Origin of the sequence: Acidovorax sacchari (assembly GCF_042847045.1) — a bacterium.
GTDB lineage: Bacteria > Pseudomonadota > Gammaproteobacteria > Burkholderiales > Burkholderiaceae_C > Paracidovorax > Paracidovorax sacchari.
On sequence record NZ_AP035783.1, the window covers coordinates 1,832,356 to 1,847,856 of the forward strand.

The window sequence follows — 15,501 nt, forward strand, 5'->3', positions numbered from 1 at the left end:
GGAGCAGGCCAGGCCAGCAGACGCCGTGGAACGGGCTTCGCCCGGCCACCGGCGTCGTCCCCCTTCCCGCCGTGCGCCGCACGGCGAGAGAAGGGGGAAGGCGCGCAGCGCCTCAGGGGGATGTCAGTTACATGCCTGGCTGTTCACGATCCGCTTCAGCGCATCCGGCTCGACGATGCGCACGTGCCGCTGCTTGACCTCGACGATGCCTTCCTCGACGAATTTCGAGAACGTGCGGCTCACGGTCTCCAGCTTGAGGCCCAGGTAGCTGCCGATCTCCTCGCGGGTCATGCGCAGCACCAGTTCGGACTGCGAGAAGCCCCGCGCATGCAGGCGCTGCACGAGGTTGAGCAGGAAGGCCGCGAGGCGCTCCTCGGCGCGCATGCTGCCCAGCAGCAGCATCACGCCGTGCTCGCGCACGATCTCGCGGCTCATGATCTTGTGGACATGGTGCTGCAGGGCCGTGACCTCGCGCGACAGCTCCTCGATGCGCTCGAAGGGCATGACGCACACCTCGGCGTCCTCCAGCGCCACGGCGTCGCAGGTGTGGTGGTCGCTGACGATGCCGTCGAGCCCGATGATCTCGCCGGCCATCTGGAAGCCCGTCACCTGGTCGCGTCCGTCCTCGGTGGCCACGCAGGTCTTGAAGAAGCCCGTGCGGATGGCGAAGAGCGACGTGAAGGCCTCGCCGTTGCGGAACAGCGTGCCGCCGCGCTTGACCTTGCGGCGCGTGGCGACGATGTCATCGATGCGCTGCAGCTGCTGCTCGTTCAGGCCCAGCGGCATGCAGAGCTCGCGCAGGTTGCAGTTCGAGCAGGCGACCTTGATGGTGTGCGGATTCATGGATGAGCAGCCTTCCCTTCTGTGTTCTATCTCGCTGTGCATGCAGGCCGGCCACGGTGCGGACGCATGGCAGGAGCGCAGGCGTGCAAAAAAGAATGTGGCGGGCGACTGTGATGCGTCAATTGTCGCAGCGACGCGCGTCCAAATGCTTGACCGGCGTCAAGGACACGGGCGCGGGACATGGGGCACATTGTGAATTGATAAGGAATTCCGCACCATGAACGCTGTGACTCCCGAGCTTCTGCGCCGATTCGACGTGCCGGGCCCCCGCTATACCTCGTACCCGACCGCGGACCGGTTCGTGGAGGCCTTCGGCGCCGACGAGTACGTGCTGGCGCTGCAGCAGCGCCGCCTCGGCTCGGCCGCCAAGGCCGTGCCTCTTTCGCTGTACGTGCACATCCCGTTCTGCGAATCGCTGTGCTACTACTGCGCGTGCAACAAGATCATCACGCGCCACCCCGAGCGCGCCGACGTGTACCTGCGCTACCTCAGCCGCGAGATCGACCTGCACATGGCGCACTGCGCGCCCGGCCATGCGGTGAGCCAGCTGCACATCGGCGGCGGCAGCCCCACCTTCCTCGGCGACGAGGCGCTGCAGGAACTGATGAACATGCTGCGCCGCAGCTTCACGCTCGTGCCCGGGGGCGAGTATTCCATCGAGGTCGATCCCCGCACGGTGGATGCCGGGCGGCTCGCACGGCTGGCGGAACTGGGCTTCAACCGGCTGAGCTTCGGTGTGCAGGATTTCGACCCGGCCGTGCAGAAGGCGGTGCACCGTGTGCAGCCGGCCGAGCAGGTGTTCGCGCTGGTGCAGGAGGCGCGCCGGATCGGCTTCGAATCCGTCAACGTGGACCTGATCTACGGACTGCCGCGGCAGACCCCCGAATCGTTCGACCGCACGCTGGCCCAGGTGTGCGAGCTGCGGCCCGACCGCATCGCGCTCTATGCCTACGCCCACCTGCCGGAGCGCTTCAAGCCGCAGCGGCGCATCGTGTCGGCCGAGCTGCCGATGGCGTCCGCCAAGGTGTCGATGCTGTCGCGCTCGCTCAACGCCTTCCAGGACGCGGGCTATGTGTACGTGGGCATGGACCACTTCGCGCTGCCGGGCGACGCCCTGGCCGTGGCGAAGCGGCAGGGCCGGCTGCACCGCAACTTCCAGGGCTACAGCACCCAGCCCGACTGCGACCTGATCGCGCTGGGCGTCTCCGCCATCGGCCGCATCGGCGCCACGTACAGCCAGAACGCCAAGACCCTGGACGAGTACTACGATCTCATCAACCAGGGCCGGCTGCCGGTGGTGCGCGGCCTCGCGCTGACGCGTGACGACCTCGTGCGCCGCTCCGTCATCATGGCCCTCATGTGCCAGGGCGAGGTGCTGTTCGAGCCGATGGAGCAGTCGTGGCTGATCGATTTCCGGCGGTACTTCGCGGCGGAGCTCGAGGCGCTCGAAGGCATGGCCGGCGACGGCCTCGTCACGGTGGGCGAGGACGGCATCACCGTGACGGAGATGGGCTGGTTCTTCGTGCGCGGCGTGGCCATGGTGTTCGACCGCTACCTGCAGGCGGACCGCAACCGCGCGCGGTTCTCCCGGATCATCTGAACGTCCTCTTCTTCCCGCAGGAGACGCCATGCCCGATGCACTGATCTGGACGGCCTTCGCCATGGGGCTGGCGGGCGGGCCGCACTGCCTGGCGATGTGCGCGGCTCCCTGCGCCGTGATCGTGGGCGGCGCGCAGCAGGGCAACGGAGTGCCCGCGCAGGCGCCGCTGCGCCGGTACGGCTCCGTGCCTGCCACGGCGGGGGCGCCCGCCGCCTGCGCCGCGCCGGCGGCGACCGGCCTGCTTCGCGGCGGCATGGCGCGCACCGCGGTTTTCCACGTGGCCCGGATGGCCGGCTACGGGCTGGCCGGCGCCGCCGCGGCGCTGGCCATGGACCGCCTGGCCTGGCTCACGCAGCAGTCCGCGGCCCTGCGGCCGGCATGGACGCTGCTGCACGTGGGCATGCTGGCCTGGGGCCTCCTGATGGCCCTGCAGGCGCGCCAGCCGCTCTGGGTGGAGCGCGCAGGCCGCGCGGTCTGGGCCCGTGTCGGCCCGGGCGTGCGCGCTCCGGGCGGGCTGGCGGTGGCGGGGCTGGCGTGGGCCCTGATGCCGTGCGGGCTGCTGTATTCGGCCCTGCTCGTGGCGGCGCTGGCCGGCAGTCCGGCGCAGGGGGCTGCCGCGATGGCCGCGTTCGGCGGTGGAGGCGCACTCTGGCTGCTGGGCGGCGCCTGGGCCTGGCGTCGCCTCCGCTCCCGGGTGGACGCGGCGCGCGCCACCTGGGGAGCGAGGCTCGCCGGCCTGCTGCTGGCGGCCGTGGCCGCCTGGGCGCTCTGGATGGACGTGGGACGCCAGGCGCTGGAGCCCTGGTGTCGCTGAAGCGGTACATTTCTTTCGCATCAGGAAACAGCTACTCACGAACTGGTGATAATGGTTTCGAATGAGAGGCGTTACGCGCCTCTCTCATTTCGTGACCTCCCCGTGAACTCCTCCCTCCTCATCGACGTCGCCCTGTTGCGCGTCGGCATGTACATCCAGTTGGAGCTGGGATGGATGAACCATCCCTTTCCGGTAAGCAGCTTCCGGATTGCATCCGGGGACCAGATCGCCACCCTGCAATCCCTGGGGCTGGAGCAGGTGCGCTGGGTGCCTGCGCGCAGCGATGCCGCGGTGCGCGCGGCGATGGAGGCGCCGGCATCCGCTGCGCAGGGTTCTGCGGAGCCGGCCCCGGTGCCCGGAGCCGGCTCCGGCACCCCGGCCGCCGAGCCGGCGGGCACGCTCCATGCGCGCCTGGAGTCCCAGCGCCGGGCCCTGGCCCGCTGCGACGAGCAGTTCGCGCGGGCCACCCGGGTGTACGAGCGCCTGGCCCTGCACGTGGAGCAGGATCCGGCCGAGGCGCGCAAGGCCACCGAGTCCCTGGTCCGCGGCTGCGTGGACGAACTCATGGCCCACGGCGATTCCGCGGTCCGCCTGCTGTCCGAGCGGGCCGGCACGCGCGCCGCGCTGCATTCCGTCAACGTGGCGGTGCTGTCCCTGCTGCTGGGCAAGTCGCTGGGAATGCGCGGGGAAGACCTGGGTGACCTGGGCATCGCGGCACTGCTGCACGACCTGGGCAAGATCTCCCTGCCGCCGCACGTCGCGCAGCCCAGCGCCGCGCTGGGCCCGGCCGACCAGGCCCTCTACGAGGCGCACGTGGGCGAATCCGTCGTATTGGCGCAGCGCATGGGCCTGGGCCGGGCGGTGGTCTCGGCCATCGCCCAGCACCACGAACGGGCCGATGGCGGCGGTTTTCCGCTCGGACTGCGCGGGGCCGACCTGGGCCGGGCGGGGCAGGTGCTCGCGCTGGTGAACCACTACGACCGGCTGTGCAATCCGCTGCGCGGCGCGGCCCCGCTGACGCCGCACGAGGCGCTGTCCGTCCTGTTCGCCCAGCACAAGTCCCGTTTCGACGCGCAGGTGCTGCAGTGCTTCATCCGCCTGATGGGCGTGTACCCCGCAGGGTCGATCGTGCAGCTCACCAATGAACGCTATGCCATCGTGGTGGCGGTGGACTCGGCCCGGCCGCTGCGGCCGCAGGTCATCGTGCACGACGGCAGCGTGCCGCGCGACGAGGCGCTGGTGCTCGACCTGGAGCGCTCGCCGGACCTGGGCATCCGCCGCAGCCTGCGCCCTGCGCAGCTGCCGCGCGATGCGCTGGACTACCTGTCGCCGCGCAAGCGCATCTGCTACTTCTTCGAAAGGGCACTGGTGGCCGGCGCGGACGAGGTGCCGGAATGAACGGCCCGGCCATCGATATCGCGTGGCGGTCGCTGTTCGCGGGCCTGCGCGAGGCGCTCTGGCTGGTCGATGCGCAGTCGCTGAACGTGGTGCTGTGCAACCGGGCCGCGGCCGAACTGGCCGGCCGGCCGCAGGAAGCCATGGAAGGGCGGCCGGTGCACCTGCTGGCCAACACGCCCGAGGATCTCGCGTTCTGGTCGCAGGACCTGGCCGGGCTGCGGGCGGGCATCCATTCGCACTCGGGCATGCTGCGCCCCGACGGCTCCCTCGTGCCGGTGGACCGCCGCGTCGCCGCCGTCGAGTCGCCGGAGGGCATGCCACTGCTGGTGCTGGGCATGCTGGACCGCAGTGAGCAGGCATCCATCCAGGGCGAGCTGGAACGCCTGCTCTCGGAACTGCGCGCCACGCTCGACTCCGCCGCCGACGGCATGATGGTCTGCGACATGGGCGGTCGCGTGCGGGCCTTCAACCAGCGCCTGGCCTGGCTGTGGAACATGCCGGCAGACCTGCTCGTGCAGCGCGACGACGCGGCCGTGGAAGCGCACATGGCCGGCCAGGTGGCCGACGCCGATGCCTACCGTGCGCGGCTGCTGGGCATCGCGCAGTTCCCGGAAGAGGAAACCCTCGACATCCTGCACCTGCGCACGGGCACCGTGATCGAGCGCCGTTCGGTACCCCAGATGAGCCAGGGCCGGCCCATGGGGCGCGTGTATTCCTTCCGCGACCTCACCCTGCAGCATGCCGCGCAAAAGCGCATCGAGCAGCTGGCGTACAGCGATGTGCTCACCGGCCTGCCCAATCGCCTGCTGCTGTCGCGCTGCGTCGCCTCGGCGCTGGAGACCGCGCGCGTGCAGGGCGGCGGGTTCGCCATCCTGTTCATCGACCTCGACCGCTTCAAGATCATCAACGATTCGCTGGGGCATCTCTTCGGCGACCGGGTGCTGCAGCTCGTGGCGCAGCGCCTGCAGGGCTGCCTGCGGCAGAACGACATGCTGTGCCGCCTGGGAGGGGACGAGTTCGTCCTCCACCTGGATGCGGGCGACGCACCCATGGCCGAATCCGTGGCGCGCCGCATCCTGGAGGACATGCGCCAGCCCTTCATGCTCGACGGCATGGGGTTTTCCATCCAGTGCAGCATCGGCATCGCGCTGCACCCCCGGGACGGCGAGACGCTGGACGACCTGATCAAGCAGGCGGACACCGCCATGTACCGGGTCAAGGAGCGCGGCCGGGGCAGCTACGGGTTCTACCAGCCGCAGATGAATGCCGACATGCTCTCGCGCATGCAGCTGGAGCATGCGATGCGCCAGGCGCTGGACCGCGGCGATTTCGCGGTCCACTACCAGCCGCAGGTGGCGATGGCCTCGGGCCGGGTGGTGGGCGCCGAGGCCCTGCTGCGCTGGAATGATCCCGGGCTGGGCGCGGTGTCGCCGGGCGTCTTCATCCCGCTGGCGGAGGAGTCGGGCTACATCGTCACCCTGGGCGCCTGGGTGCTGGAGCAGGCGATCCGCGAGGCGGCCCGCTGGATGCAGGCCGGCACGCCCCTGGTGGTGGCGGTGAACGTGTCCGCGCTGGAATTCCGGCAGTCCGGCTTCGTGGAGCGCCTCGTGGCGCTGCTGCGCAGCCACGGGCTGCCGGCCTCGCTGCTGGAGCTGGAACTGACCGAGACCATCCTGCTGCAGGACGCCCAGGAAATGGCGCAGCGCCTCGCGGCCCTGGCCGAGCTGGGCGTGGGCCTGTCGATCGACGATTTCGGCACGGGCTATTCGAGCCTCGCCTATCTCAAGAAGCTCCACATCCACAAGCTGAAGATCGACCAGTCGTTCGTGCGGGGCCTGCCGGACGACGAAAGCGACCAGGCGATCATCGAGGCGATCGTGCACATCGGCCGGGCGCTGCGCATCCAGGTGGTGGCCGAGGGGGTCGAGACGCCGCAGCAGCGCGAAGCGCTGCAGGCCATGCAATGCCACTACTTCCAGGGATTCCTGGTGGCGCCGGGATTGCCCGCGGAGGACTTCCGCGCCCTGGTCGCGCGGGATGCGCAGGGCGACCGCGCACCGGCATGAGCCCGATACGGCGGGCGGGCCTGCAGGGAGGCCCGCAACGCAAAAGCGCCGCGGGGATGCCGCGGCGCTCGGGGAAGAAGGTGTCTGCAGTAGCCACCGGACCGTCATCCTGAACCGGGGGTTCAGGGGGGCGAGGGCAGCCAGGCGTTGGGTTCATCTGACGCGAGATGATCACGCTCACCGGGCAATGTACCAAGCCCTTGCTCATGGAGCATTGGTTCAAGGAAATATAAAGCCCGGCGGCACTGCAGACGCCCCCATTGTAGGCGCGCGAATCGCCCTTTGGAAGTACGGGGTCAGGCCGGCCGGCCGTCCTCGCCCAGCGCATGGTCCAGGCGCCGCAGCAGCGCCTGCAGCGCGTCGCCGTCCGGCGCTTCGCCGTCGGCCAGCAGGCTGCGCTGGGCAGGCCCGTCGGCAGACGGCGCGGCGGCAGGCGGTGCGGCCTGCGCCTCCGCGGCTGCGTACGTTTCTGCCGAAGGGGGAAGGCCCGGGGGCTCCTGCGCGGCCGGCTCCTCGGCGGGCGCGGCTGCCGCACGGGCCTGGTCGGCCAGTTCGAAGGCCAGATTCAGGGCCGCCAGCACGGCGATGCGCTCGCGCGCGCGCACCTTGCCGGCGTCGCGGATGCGGACCATGGCCGCATCCACGCGCTCGACCGCCTGCAGCAGCCGTTCCTGCTGGCCTTCCGGACAGGCGAGGCGGTAGCTCTGCTGCATGATCTGCACTTCGATCTGGTTCATTCGGCCTCCTTGGGCAGGTCGGTCGGGGTGGCCGGGGCATCGGCCGGCGGGGGCGGCATTTTTTCCAGCAGCGCGTCGATGCGCGTGCGGGCCGTGTTCAGGCGCGACCGGAGCGAGTCGCGCTCCTGCGTGAGCGAGACCACCTGGGCGGTGAGCAGGGCGTTGGCGCGCCGCAACTCGGCATGGCGCGCGAGCAGCCGCTCCACGCGCTCGGTGATCTGGTCGAGGGGGGAGGGTGAATCCATGCACGGATTGTAGGGTTGGGGCCGGACGGGGGAATATGTATCGAAACGTCCTAGAATCCGCTGCGTTGGTGCCAGCGGCCTGGTTCACAGGCCGCGGTTCAACGGGAAGCAGGGAGGCGCCGTCCGCCACGGACGCGCCGTGCCTGCGCTGCCCCCGCAACGGTCCGTGGAAGAAAGCTGCCCGCCCCTTCCGGCGCAGCGGCTTTCGCCGCCTCCTGCACAAAGCCACTGGGTGCCTTGAACAAGCGCCTGGGAAGGCGCAGGAGCGTGTCGTCCACCAGCCCGGATACCGGCCAACACGGAGGCCGCGCCCCCCGGTGAACTGCCGGGAGCGCGGCCGTGTCGCCCAATGCCGGCGGGGAGGCCGGCGCGGGCTCGTTTTCTGCGATCGCTTCCATGCATTCTTCGACTCCCCGGTTCCCCGGCGCCGCCGGCGCGCGTGCGGCTCTTCTTCCCCTCCGTGCGCCCGCCGCACTGGTCCTGCTCGCCACGGCGGGCCTGTCGCTGGCCCCGGCGGCGCATGCCGCCGCCCCCATGGGCGAGGTCGTGGTGACCGCCAACCGCACGCCCCAGCCCCTGGCCGATCTGGTGGCCGACGTTTCCATCGTGGACCGCGACACCATCGAAGCCAGCGGCGCCACGGGTCTGGCCGACGTGCTGGCCCGCGTGCCGGGCATCGAGATTTCGCGCAACGGCGGGCCGGGCACGACGACCAGCGTGTACCTGCGCGGCGCGGAGCAGCGATTCACCGCCGTCTATATCGATGGCGTGCGCGTGGATTCGCAGACCACGGGCGGCGCGCCCTGGGAGGCGATCCCGCTGGGCCTCATCGACCGCATCGAGGTGCTGCGCGGCCCCGCCGCCGCGGTGTACGGATCGGACGCCGTGGGCGGCGTGATCCAGATCTTCACGCGCAAGGGCGAGGGCCCGGCGCAGCCCTACGTGGGCATCGGCGCCGGCAGCCACGGCACCTACAAGGCCGAGGCCGGCGTGAGCGGCTCGGCGGGCGAGGGCCGCGCGGTGGACTATGCGCTGGGCTTCGAGCGCGAGATCAGCGACGGCTTCAACGCCCGGCCCGTCGCGGGCCAGAACCCCGACAAGGACGGTCTGCGCCGCTCCGCCGTGAACGCGCGCGTGGGCCTGCAGATCGATCCGCGCCAGCGCCTCGAAGGCACGCTGCTGGGGGCCGACACCAACGCGGGCTACGACACCACGCCCCTGGGCAACGACGACCGCGCCCTGCACCGCATGCATGCGCTGGGCCTGAACTGGCGCGCGCAATGGAGCGACCGCTACACCACCCGCGTATCGGTCACGGATTCGCGCGAGCGCTACGAGACGCGTCCCTCGCCCTACACCGCCGACACGCGCCTGCGGGGCTACCTGTTCCAGAACGAGTGGCGCGAGGGGGCACACCTCTTCACTGCCGCGCTGGAGCGCCGCGAGGACGAACTGCGCAACGGGAGCCTCGACGGCGACCGCTCGCAGGATGCGCTGGCGCTGGGCTACGGCTTCACCGCCGGACCGCACGCGCTGCAGATCAACGCACGCCACGATTCGGACAGCGAGTTCGGCGGCCACAACACCGGCAGCATCGCCTACGGCTATGCGATCACGCCGCAGTGGCGGGCCACGGCGTCGGCCGGCACCTCCTTCCGCGCCCCCACGCTCTACCAGCGCTTCAGCCCCTACGGCGTCGCGTCGCTGAAGCCGGAAGAGGGCCGCAATGTGGAGCTGGGCCTGCGCTGGGCTCAGGGCGCGAGCAGCGCTTCCGTGGTGGCCTACCGCAACCGCGTGAAGAACCTCATCGTCTTCGGCGATGCCGGGCCGTGCCAGGATGAGTTCGGCTGCTATGCCAACGCGGGCCGGGCGAAGTACGAGGGCGTGACGCTCTCGGCGCAGCACACCCTGGGCGGCGTGCAACTGCGCGCATCGGTCGATCTGCAGAACCACAGCGACGAAACCACCGGCCGCCTGCTGCCCCGCCGCGCCAAGCGCCACGCGACGCTGGGCGCCGACACGCGCATCGCCGGCTGGACGGTCGGCTCCGAGGTACAGGCCGAGGGCCGGCGCTTCGACAACGCCGCCAACACCACGGTGCTGGGCGGCTACACGCTCGTCAACCTGTACGCCAGCACCCGGGTGGCGCAGGACACGACGCTGCTCGCGCGCGTGGACAACCTCGCCGACAGGAACTACCAGACCGCGCGCACCTATGCACAGGCGGGCCGCACGTTCTATGTGGGCCTGAAGTGGGCGCCGCGTTGAGCCGGGCCATGGGCACGGCGGGCGGCATCCGCTGTCCGGCGATCGCGATCGCCGCGCCCTCGTCGGGGCAGGGCAAGACCACCGTGACCGCCGCGCTGGCACGCCTGCACGCGCGGCAGGGGCGGCGCGTGCGCGTATTCAAGTGCGGGCCGGACTTTCTCGACCCCTGCTGGCTGGAGCAGGCCAGCGGCGCGCCGGCGCATGCCATCGATCTCTGGATGACCGGCGAGCAGGATGCGGCCGAACGGCTGCACGCCGCCGCGCAGGACGCCGACCTGATCCTGGTCGAGGGCGTGATGGGCCTGTTCGACGGCACGCCCAGCCTCGCGGACCTCGCCCGGCGCTTCGGCCTGCCGGTGCTGGCCGTGGTGGATGCCTCGGCCATGGCGGGCACCTTCGGCGCGCTGGCCTGGGGCCTGCGGCACTACCGCCCGGGCCTGCCCTGGGCGGGCGTGCTGGCCAATCGCGTGGGCAGCGCGCGCCATGCCGGCATGCTGCAGGAGAGCCTGGCGGACGCGGGCGACTGGATGGGCGCCCTGGCGCGCGTCGCCCCGCCCGCGGCGGATGTGCCTGCGGGCGGCGCGCCACCGGGCCGCCAGCGCGCGGGGCTGCTGCCCGAGCGGCACCTGGGCCTGGTGGCCGCGCATGAGCTGGCCGACGGCCTGGCGCGCATCGACCTTGCGGCCGATGCGCTGGCGCAGACGCCCCTGGGCCGCCTGTCGCCGCAGGAATGGCAGGAGCGGTTCTCCGTGGAGTTCGCAGCGCCCGCGCCCCGCGCCGCGGTGCCGCCGCTGCTGGCCGGCCGCACCGTGGCGGTGGCCGGCGATGCCGCGTTCTGCTTCGTGTACCGGGCCAACCTGCAGACGCTGGAAGCCCTGGGCGCACGCGTGCTGCGCTTCTCGCCGCTGCAGGACGCGGAACTGCCGGCCTGCGACGCCGTGTGGCTGCCCGGCGGATATCCGGAGCTGCACGCCGACCGCCTGGCCGCCAACACCGGCATGCAGCGCAGCCTGCGGGCCCACGTGGAGGCCGGCCGGCCCGTATGGGCAGAATGCGGCGGCATGATGGCGCTCTTCGAATCGATCACCCTCGCGGACGGCGAGCGCAAGCCGCTCTGGGGGCTGCTGCCGGGCCACGTGGCCATGCAGCGGCGGCTGGCCGCGCTGGGGCCGCAGCAGCTGGACCTGGACGGCCACGTGCTGCGCGGCCACACCTTCCATTACTCGACCTGCGAGAGCAGCGCCCCCGTGCGCGCGCGCACCCGCCGCCCGGATCCGGGCGAGGGCGGCGCAGGCGAGGCGCTCTACCGGCAGGGCAGCATCCACGCGAGCTATTTCCATGCCTGGTTCCCCTCCAGCCCCCGGGCCGTGGCGGCGCTGTTCGGCGCCGAAGGCGCTCTGGCGGAGCCGGCGCCAGGGCAGGCGGTGGCGCCGGAGACCGCGGCATGACGGCCCTGGCGGGCACCTCCGCGGGCGATGGCGTCGGCGGTGGCATGCCGGGAGCCCCGCTGTCGGTCGCGCGCAGCGAGTTCATCCTGGGCGGGCAGAAGAGCGGCAAGTCGCGCCGTGCCGAGATGCTGGCGCGCAGCTGGATGGAGGCCTCCGGCGCGCACCGCGCGGTGCTCATCGCCACCGGCCGCGCCTGGGACGATGAGATGCGCGAGCGCATCGCCCGCCACCAGCGCGAGCGCGCGCTGCGCGTGCCGGGCATGGAGACGGTGGAGGAGCCGCTGGACGTGGCCGGCGCGCTGGCGCGCTGCTCGCGTGCCGGGACGCTGGTGGTGGTCGATTGCCTCACGCTGTGGCTCACGCAGTGGCTGATGCCGCTGCCGGAGGCGCCGCCGCCGGGCGACTTCGAGCCCCAGTGCCGGGCCTTCCTGGAGGCCGTCCGTCAGGCGCCGGGGCCGGTGGTAGTGGTCGGCAACGAGATCGGGCTGGGCGTCATCCCGCTGGGCCGCGAGGTGCGAGCCTTCGTGGATGCGCTGGGCCGCCTCAACCAGCGCACGGCCGAGGCCTGTGCGCGCGTCACCCTCATGGCTGCCGGCCTGCCGCTCGCACTGAAGGAGTCGCCCCAGCCATGAACCGGTGGTGCCGCGTGACTCCTTTCCTGCAGCGCCTGGGGGCGGCGGTCCTGCTGGCATGGTCTGCCGGCGCGCCGGGACCGGTGCTGGCGCAGGTGCCACCGAAGCCCGCCACCGCGGTTTCTGCGGCCGCCGCGGTGCCCGATGCGCCCGCGGGCGGCGTGGCGATCACTGACGGCCGCGGCCGCCGCATCGCCTTCGCACGGCCGCCGCAGCGCATCGTGAGCCTGCTGCCCTCGCTCACCGAATCGGTCTGCGCGCTGCAGCAGTGCGCGCGGCTGGTGGGCGTGGACCGCTATTCCAACTGGCCCGAGTCCGTGCGCGCGCTGCCGCAGATGGGCGGCGGCATCGACCCGAACATCGAGGCCATCGCCGCCCAGCGGCCGGACGTGGTGCTGCTGGCGACCAGCTCGCGCGCGAGCGACCGGCTGGAGGCGCTGGGCATCCCCGTGGTGGCGCTGGAGCCCAAGACACATGCGGACGTGCGCGAGGTGCTGCGCACCCTGGGCACGCTGCTGGCCGTGCCGCCGCAGCAGGGTGCCGACCGCGTGTGGCGCGAGATCGACGCGGGCGTGCAGGCGGCCGCGCAGTCGCTGCCGGAGCGCGCGCGCGGCGCGCGGGTGTATTTCGAGGTGAGCCGGGGGCCCTATGCGGCCGGCACGTCGTCCTTCATCGGCGAGACGCTGGCCCGCCTGGGCGCGCGCAACGTGGTGCCGCCCGAGCTGGGGCCGTTCCCGCGGCTCAACCCCGAATTCGTGGTGCGGGCGCAGCCGGACATCATCATGGTGGGCAACAGCAGCATGCAGGCCCTGGTGCCGTACCCGGGCTGGGACAGCCTGCGCGCGGTGCGGGGGCAGCGCGTCTGCGTGTTCTCCCCGCGCGAGGCCGACGTGGCGGTGCGCCCCGGCCCGCGCATGGCGGATGCCGCGCGCATCATGGCGCGCTGCCTCGCGGACAAGGCGCCATGAGGCCGGCGGACGACGGGGCCGGTGATGCCGGCGGTGCCCGCCGGGCGGCATGGCTGGCCGCGGGGCTGCTGCTGGCCGGCGCGGCCCTGGCGATGCTGGGCGCGAGCGTGGGCAGCACCGGCATCGGGCTGGCCTGGGGCCCGGATGCCGACCCCGTGGCCCGGCAGATCCTCTGGGACATCCGCCTGCCGCGCACGCTGGGCGCCTGGCTCGCCGGGGCGTTGCTCGGCCTGTCCGGCGCGGTGGCGCAGGGGCTGTTCCGCAATCCGCTGGCCGACCCGTACCTTCTCGGCAGCGCCTCGGGCGCGGCGCTCGGGGGCGCGCTGGCCATGGCGCTGTTCGGGCTGTCGCCCAGCGCATCGCAGTGGCTCGCGCGGCTGGGCGTGACGGGCATGGCCTTCCTCGGGGCCGTGGCGGCCGTGATGCTCACGCTGGTGCTGGCGCGCGGCGTGCAGCACACGCTGCGGCTGCTGCTGGCGGGCGTGATCGTGGGCGTGGTGCTCGGCGCCGCGCGCGACCTGGTGGAGCTGGCCTCGCCCGAGATCCTGCAGGCCATGCAGGCCTTCACCCTGGGCAGCACCAGCTTCGTGGGATGGATCGCCTGCGGGCTGATGGGCGGGGCCTGGGCGCTCAGCGCCGGCACCGCCTGGGTGCTGGCGCGCGCGCTGGACGGGCTGGTGCTGGGCGAGGCCACGGCGGCCAGCCTGGGCCTGCCGCTCGCGCCCATGCGCGCGGGGCTGGTGGCGGCGATGGCGCTGGCCACCGGCACCGCGGTGGCGCAGACGGGCCTGATCGCCTTCGTGGGACTGGCCGCCCCGCACCTCGTGCGCTCCATCGCGCCGTCCACCCACCAGCGCCACGTGGTGCTTTCCAGCCTCATGGGCGCGGTGCTGCTGCTGGCCGCGGACATCCTCGCGCGCTGGATCGTCGCGCCGCAGGAACTGCCCGTGGGCGTGCTCACGGCGGCCCTGGGCGGCAGCTACCTGCTGTGGCTCATGCACCGGCGCACCCGGCTGGGCCGCGGAGGCTGAACGCATGGACCGCACCATCGCCCTGCAGGCGTCCGGCCTTTGCGCATCGTTCGGCGGCACGCCCGTGCTGCGTGACGTGGACCTGCGCATTCCCGCCGGCTGCTGGACCAGCGTGGTCGGGCCGAACGGCGCCGGCAAATCGACCCTGCTCAAGGCCCTGGCGGGCCTGCTGCCGGGTGGCGCCGTGCGTGGCCGCATCGATTTGATGGGCCGACCGCTGCCACGCTGGGGGGCGCGGGAGCGCGCGCGCCAGCTCGCGTGGCTGGGGCAGGGCGAGGCCGGCTCCGACGGCCTGCCTGCCTACGAAATCGCCATGCTGGGCCGCCTGCCGCACCAGCCCTGGCTCGCGCCGCCCAGCCCGGCGGACCATGCGGCCGTGCGCGCCGCGCTGGAGGCCACGCAGGCCTGGGCATGGCGCCACCGCCCGCTGGCCGAACTCTCCGGCGGCGAGCGCCAGCGCGTGCTGCTGGCCCGTGCGCTGGCCGTGCAGGCCCCCGTGCTGCTCATGGACGAGCCGCTCGCCCACCTCGATCCGCCCCACCAGGCCGACTGGCTGCAGACCGTGCGCGGCCTGGCGCGGCAGGGCTGTGCGGTGGTGAGCGTGCTGCACGAGGTGTCTTTCGCGCTGCAGGCCGATGCGCTGGTCATCCTGGCCGAAGGCCGGGTGCTCCACCATGGCCCGGGCGATGATCCCGCCACCCATGCGGCGCTGGAGGCCGTGTTCGACCACCGCATCCGCGTGCGCGAGGTGGATGGCCTGCGCGTGGCGGTGCCGTGCGTGGAGCACGCCGCTCCCGGCGGCTGAGGCCGTGGTGCCGGGCCGGATCTTTTTCTTCTCCCATTCATCTTTCTTCCGCATGCAGATCGAATCACCCCCCACCGAGCGCCGCTCGGACAAGCCGGACGGCGAGCGCCGCGGCCTCGTGCTGGTGCATACCGGCGACGGCAAGGGCAAGAGCACGGCGGCCTTCGGCCTCGCGCTGCGCGCGCACGGCCGCGGCAAGCCGGTGAAGATCTTCCAGTTCATGAAGGTGCCCAGCGCGCGCTTCGGCGAGCACCGTGTGTTCGAGCAGCTCGGCATCCCCATCGAGGGGCTCGGCGACGGCTTCAGCTGGAAGAGCCGCGACCTGGAGCATTCGGCCGCGCTCGCCCGCGCCGGCTGGGAACGGGCCCGGGAGGCCATTCTGGGCGGCGGGCATTTCCTGGTGGTGCTCGACGAGATCACCTATCCGCTCATCTACGGCTGGGTGCCGCTGCAGGAGGTGCTGCAGGCGCTGCGCGATCGGCCGCGCGACGTGCATGTGGTGCTCACGGGGCGCCGCTGCCCGCAGGAGTTGATCGACCTGGCGGACACGGTCACCGAGATGGGCCTGGTCAAGCATGCGTTCCAGGCCGGGGTGCCGGCGCAGCGCGGCATCGAGGACTGACGCTTGCATACGGAAGGCACAGGC

Annotated in this window: 14 protein-coding genes and 1 riboswitch; of the genes, 11 read left to right on the forward strand and 3 right to left on the reverse strand. The window is 72.3% G+C overall.

The features are described 5' to 3' along the window. Nucleotides 1-123: 123 nt before the first annotated feature. Complete coding sequence (fnr, locus tag ACGHC0_RS08250) at nucleotides 124-843, reverse strand: fumarate/nitrate reduction transcriptional regulator Fnr (protein WP_013594012.1); 720 nt, start codon at nucleotides 841-843, stop codon at nucleotides 124-126. Nucleotides 844-1,060: 217 nt separating this feature from the next. Here fnr and hemN point away from each other — a divergent pair, with 217 nt between their 5' ends. From hemN to ACGHC0_RS08270, 4 genes are read left to right on the forward strand one after another with little or no spacing between them, the layout of a single operon-like run. Further along, entirely contained in the window at nucleotides 1,061-2,443 is a 1,383-nt protein-coding gene (gene hemN / locus ACGHC0_RS08255) for an oxygen-independent coproporphyrinogen III oxidase (protein WP_368354758.1), read from the forward strand. A gap of 28 nt (nucleotides 2,444-2,471) precedes the next feature. Continuing rightward, nucleotides 2,472-3,257 (forward strand): sulfite exporter TauE/SafE family protein, encoded by a 786-nt coding sequence (locus tag ACGHC0_RS08260; protein WP_415267904.1) that lies wholly within the window; start codon nucleotides 2,472-2,474, stop codon nucleotides 3,255-3,257. A 51-nt stretch (nucleotides 3,258-3,308) separates the two neighbouring features. Further along, entirely contained in the window at nucleotides 3,309-4,655 is a 1,347-nt protein-coding gene (locus tag ACGHC0_RS08265; RefSeq protein WP_368354760.1) for an HD-GYP domain-containing protein, read from the forward strand. Next, entirely contained in the window at nucleotides 4,652-6,721 is a 2,070-nt protein-coding gene (locus ACGHC0_RS08270) for a putative bifunctional diguanylate cyclase/phosphodiesterase (RefSeq protein ID WP_415267905.1), read from the forward strand. Before ACGHC0_RS08265 ends, ACGHC0_RS08270 begins: the two co-directional genes overlap by 4 nt. Nucleotides 6,722-7,017: 296 nt before the next feature. Here ACGHC0_RS08270 and ACGHC0_RS08275 read toward each other — a convergent pair whose 3' ends face one another. Together ACGHC0_RS08275 and ACGHC0_RS08280 are read right to left on the reverse strand one after the other, a co-directional pair. Next, nucleotides 7,018-7,458: a cell division protein ZapA gene (locus ACGHC0_RS08275; protein ID WP_415267906.1), complete on the reverse strand. Its 441-nt coding sequence runs from the start codon at nucleotides 7,456-7,458 to the stop codon at nucleotides 7,018-7,020. After that, nucleotides 7,455-7,703, reverse strand: coding sequence for a DUF904 domain-containing protein (locus tag ACGHC0_RS08280; protein WP_368354763.1), 249 nt, complete (start codon nucleotides 7,701-7,703; stop codon nucleotides 7,455-7,457). The genes ACGHC0_RS08275 and ACGHC0_RS08280 overlap by 4 nt, the downstream gene beginning before the upstream one ends. Nucleotides 7,704-7,752: 49 nt before the next feature. Continuing rightward, nucleotides 7,753-8,016: riboswitch (cobalamin riboswitch) on the forward strand. A gap of 83 nt (nucleotides 8,017-8,099) precedes the next feature. On the opposite strand from ACGHC0_RS08280, the gene ACGHC0_RS08285 reads away from it, so the two are divergent. Genes ACGHC0_RS08285 through cobO form a run of 7 tightly spaced genes read left to right on the forward strand, consistent with a single transcriptional unit; the run spans nucleotide 8,100 to nucleotide 15,477 of the window. After that, the gene (locus tag ACGHC0_RS08285) at nucleotides 8,100-9,971 is read left to right on the forward strand and encodes a TonB-dependent receptor domain-containing protein (protein ID WP_415267907.1); all 1,872 of its coding nucleotides are present in this window, start codon (nucleotides 8,100-8,102) and stop codon (nucleotides 9,969-9,971) included. Nucleotides 9,972-9,979: 8 nt separating this feature from the next. After that, nucleotides 9,980-11,419, forward strand: a complete 1,440-nt coding sequence (locus ACGHC0_RS08290; RefSeq protein ID WP_415267908.1) for a cobyrinate a,c-diamide synthase — start codon at nucleotides 9,980-9,982, stop codon at nucleotides 11,417-11,419. Further along, nucleotides 11,416-12,051, forward strand: a complete 636-nt coding sequence (locus tag ACGHC0_RS08295) for a bifunctional adenosylcobinamide kinase/adenosylcobinamide-phosphate guanylyltransferase (protein WP_415267909.1) — start codon at nucleotides 11,416-11,418, stop codon at nucleotides 12,049-12,051. Before ACGHC0_RS08290 ends, ACGHC0_RS08295 begins: the two co-directional genes overlap by 4 nt. After that, nucleotides 12,048-13,019, forward strand: a complete 972-nt coding sequence (locus ACGHC0_RS08300) for an ABC transporter substrate-binding protein (RefSeq protein WP_415267910.1) — start codon at nucleotides 12,048-12,050, stop codon at nucleotides 13,017-13,019. Before ACGHC0_RS08295 ends, ACGHC0_RS08300 begins: the two co-directional genes overlap by 4 nt. Next, nucleotides 13,016-14,050: a FecCD family ABC transporter permease gene (locus ACGHC0_RS08305; protein ID WP_368354767.1), complete on the forward strand. Its 1,035-nt coding sequence runs from the start codon at nucleotides 13,016-13,018 to the stop codon at nucleotides 14,048-14,050. The genes ACGHC0_RS08300 and ACGHC0_RS08305 overlap by 4 nt, the downstream gene beginning before the upstream one ends. Before the next feature lie 4 nt (nucleotides 14,051-14,054). Continuing rightward, entirely contained in the window at nucleotides 14,055-14,855 is an 801-nt protein-coding gene (locus ACGHC0_RS08310) for an ABC transporter ATP-binding protein (RefSeq protein ID WP_415267911.1), read from the forward strand. A gap of 52 nt (nucleotides 14,856-14,907) precedes the next feature. Then, nucleotides 14,908-15,477, forward strand: a complete 570-nt coding sequence (gene cobO, locus ACGHC0_RS08315; protein WP_107130828.1) for a cob(I)yrinic acid a,c-diamide adenosyltransferase — start codon at nucleotides 14,908-14,910, stop codon at nucleotides 15,475-15,477. Nucleotides 15,478-15,501: the final 24 nt, after the last annotated feature.

What these genes read in the sequence shown, in the direction of transcription:
- cobO (WP_107130828.1), top strand. Translation starts at nt 14,908, where the DNA reads ATGCAGATCGAATCACCCCCCACCGAGCGCCGCTCGGACAAGCCGGAC.
- ACGHC0_RS08305 (WP_368354767.1), top strand. Translation starts at nt 13,016, where the DNA reads ATGAGGCCGGCGGACGACGGGGCCGGTGATGCCGGCGGTGCCCGCCGG.
- ACGHC0_RS08300 (WP_415267910.1), top strand. Translation starts at nt 12,048, where the DNA reads ATGAACCGGTGGTGCCGCGTGACTCCTTTCCTGCAGCGCCTGGGGGCG.
- ACGHC0_RS08265 (WP_368354760.1), top strand. Translation starts at nt 3,309, where the DNA reads ATGGTTTCGAATGAGAGGCGTTACGCGCCTCTCTCATTTCGTGACCTC.
- ACGHC0_RS08275 (WP_415267906.1), bottom strand. Translation starts at nt 7,458, where the DNA reads ATGAACCAGATCGAAGTGCAGATCATGCAGCAGAGCTACCGCCTCGCC.
- ACGHC0_RS08290 (WP_415267908.1), top strand. Translation starts at nt 9,980, where the DNA reads ATGGGCACGGCGGGCGGCATCCGCTGTCCGGCGATCGCGATCGCCGCG.
- hemN (WP_368354758.1), top strand. Translation starts at nt 1,061, where the DNA reads ATGAACGCTGTGACTCCCGAGCTTCTGCGCCGATTCGACGTGCCGGGC.
- ACGHC0_RS08285 (WP_415267907.1), top strand. Translation starts at nt 8,100, where the DNA reads ATGCATTCTTCGACTCCCCGGTTCCCCGGCGCCGCCGGCGCGCGTGCG.
- ACGHC0_RS08280 (WP_368354763.1), bottom strand. Translation starts at nt 7,703, where the DNA reads ATGGATTCACCCTCCCCCCTCGACCAGATCACCGAGCGCGTGGAGCGG.
- ACGHC0_RS08310 (WP_415267911.1), top strand. Translation starts at nt 14,055, where the DNA reads ATGGACCGCACCATCGCCCTGCAGGCGTCCGGCCTTTGCGCATCGTTC.
- fnr (WP_013594012.1), bottom strand. Translation starts at nt 843, where the DNA reads ATGAATCCGCACACCATCAAGGTCGCCTGCTCGAACTGCAACCTGCGC.
- ACGHC0_RS08295 (WP_415267909.1), top strand. Translation starts at nt 11,416, where the DNA reads ATGACGGCCCTGGCGGGCACCTCCGCGGGCGATGGCGTCGGCGGTGGC.
- ACGHC0_RS08260 (WP_415267904.1), top strand. Translation starts at nt 2,472, where the DNA reads ATGCCCGATGCACTGATCTGGACGGCCTTCGCCATGGGGCTGGCGGGC.
- ACGHC0_RS08270 (WP_415267905.1), top strand. Translation starts at nt 4,652, where the DNA reads ATGAACGGCCCGGCCATCGATATCGCGTGGCGGTCGCTGTTCGCGGGC.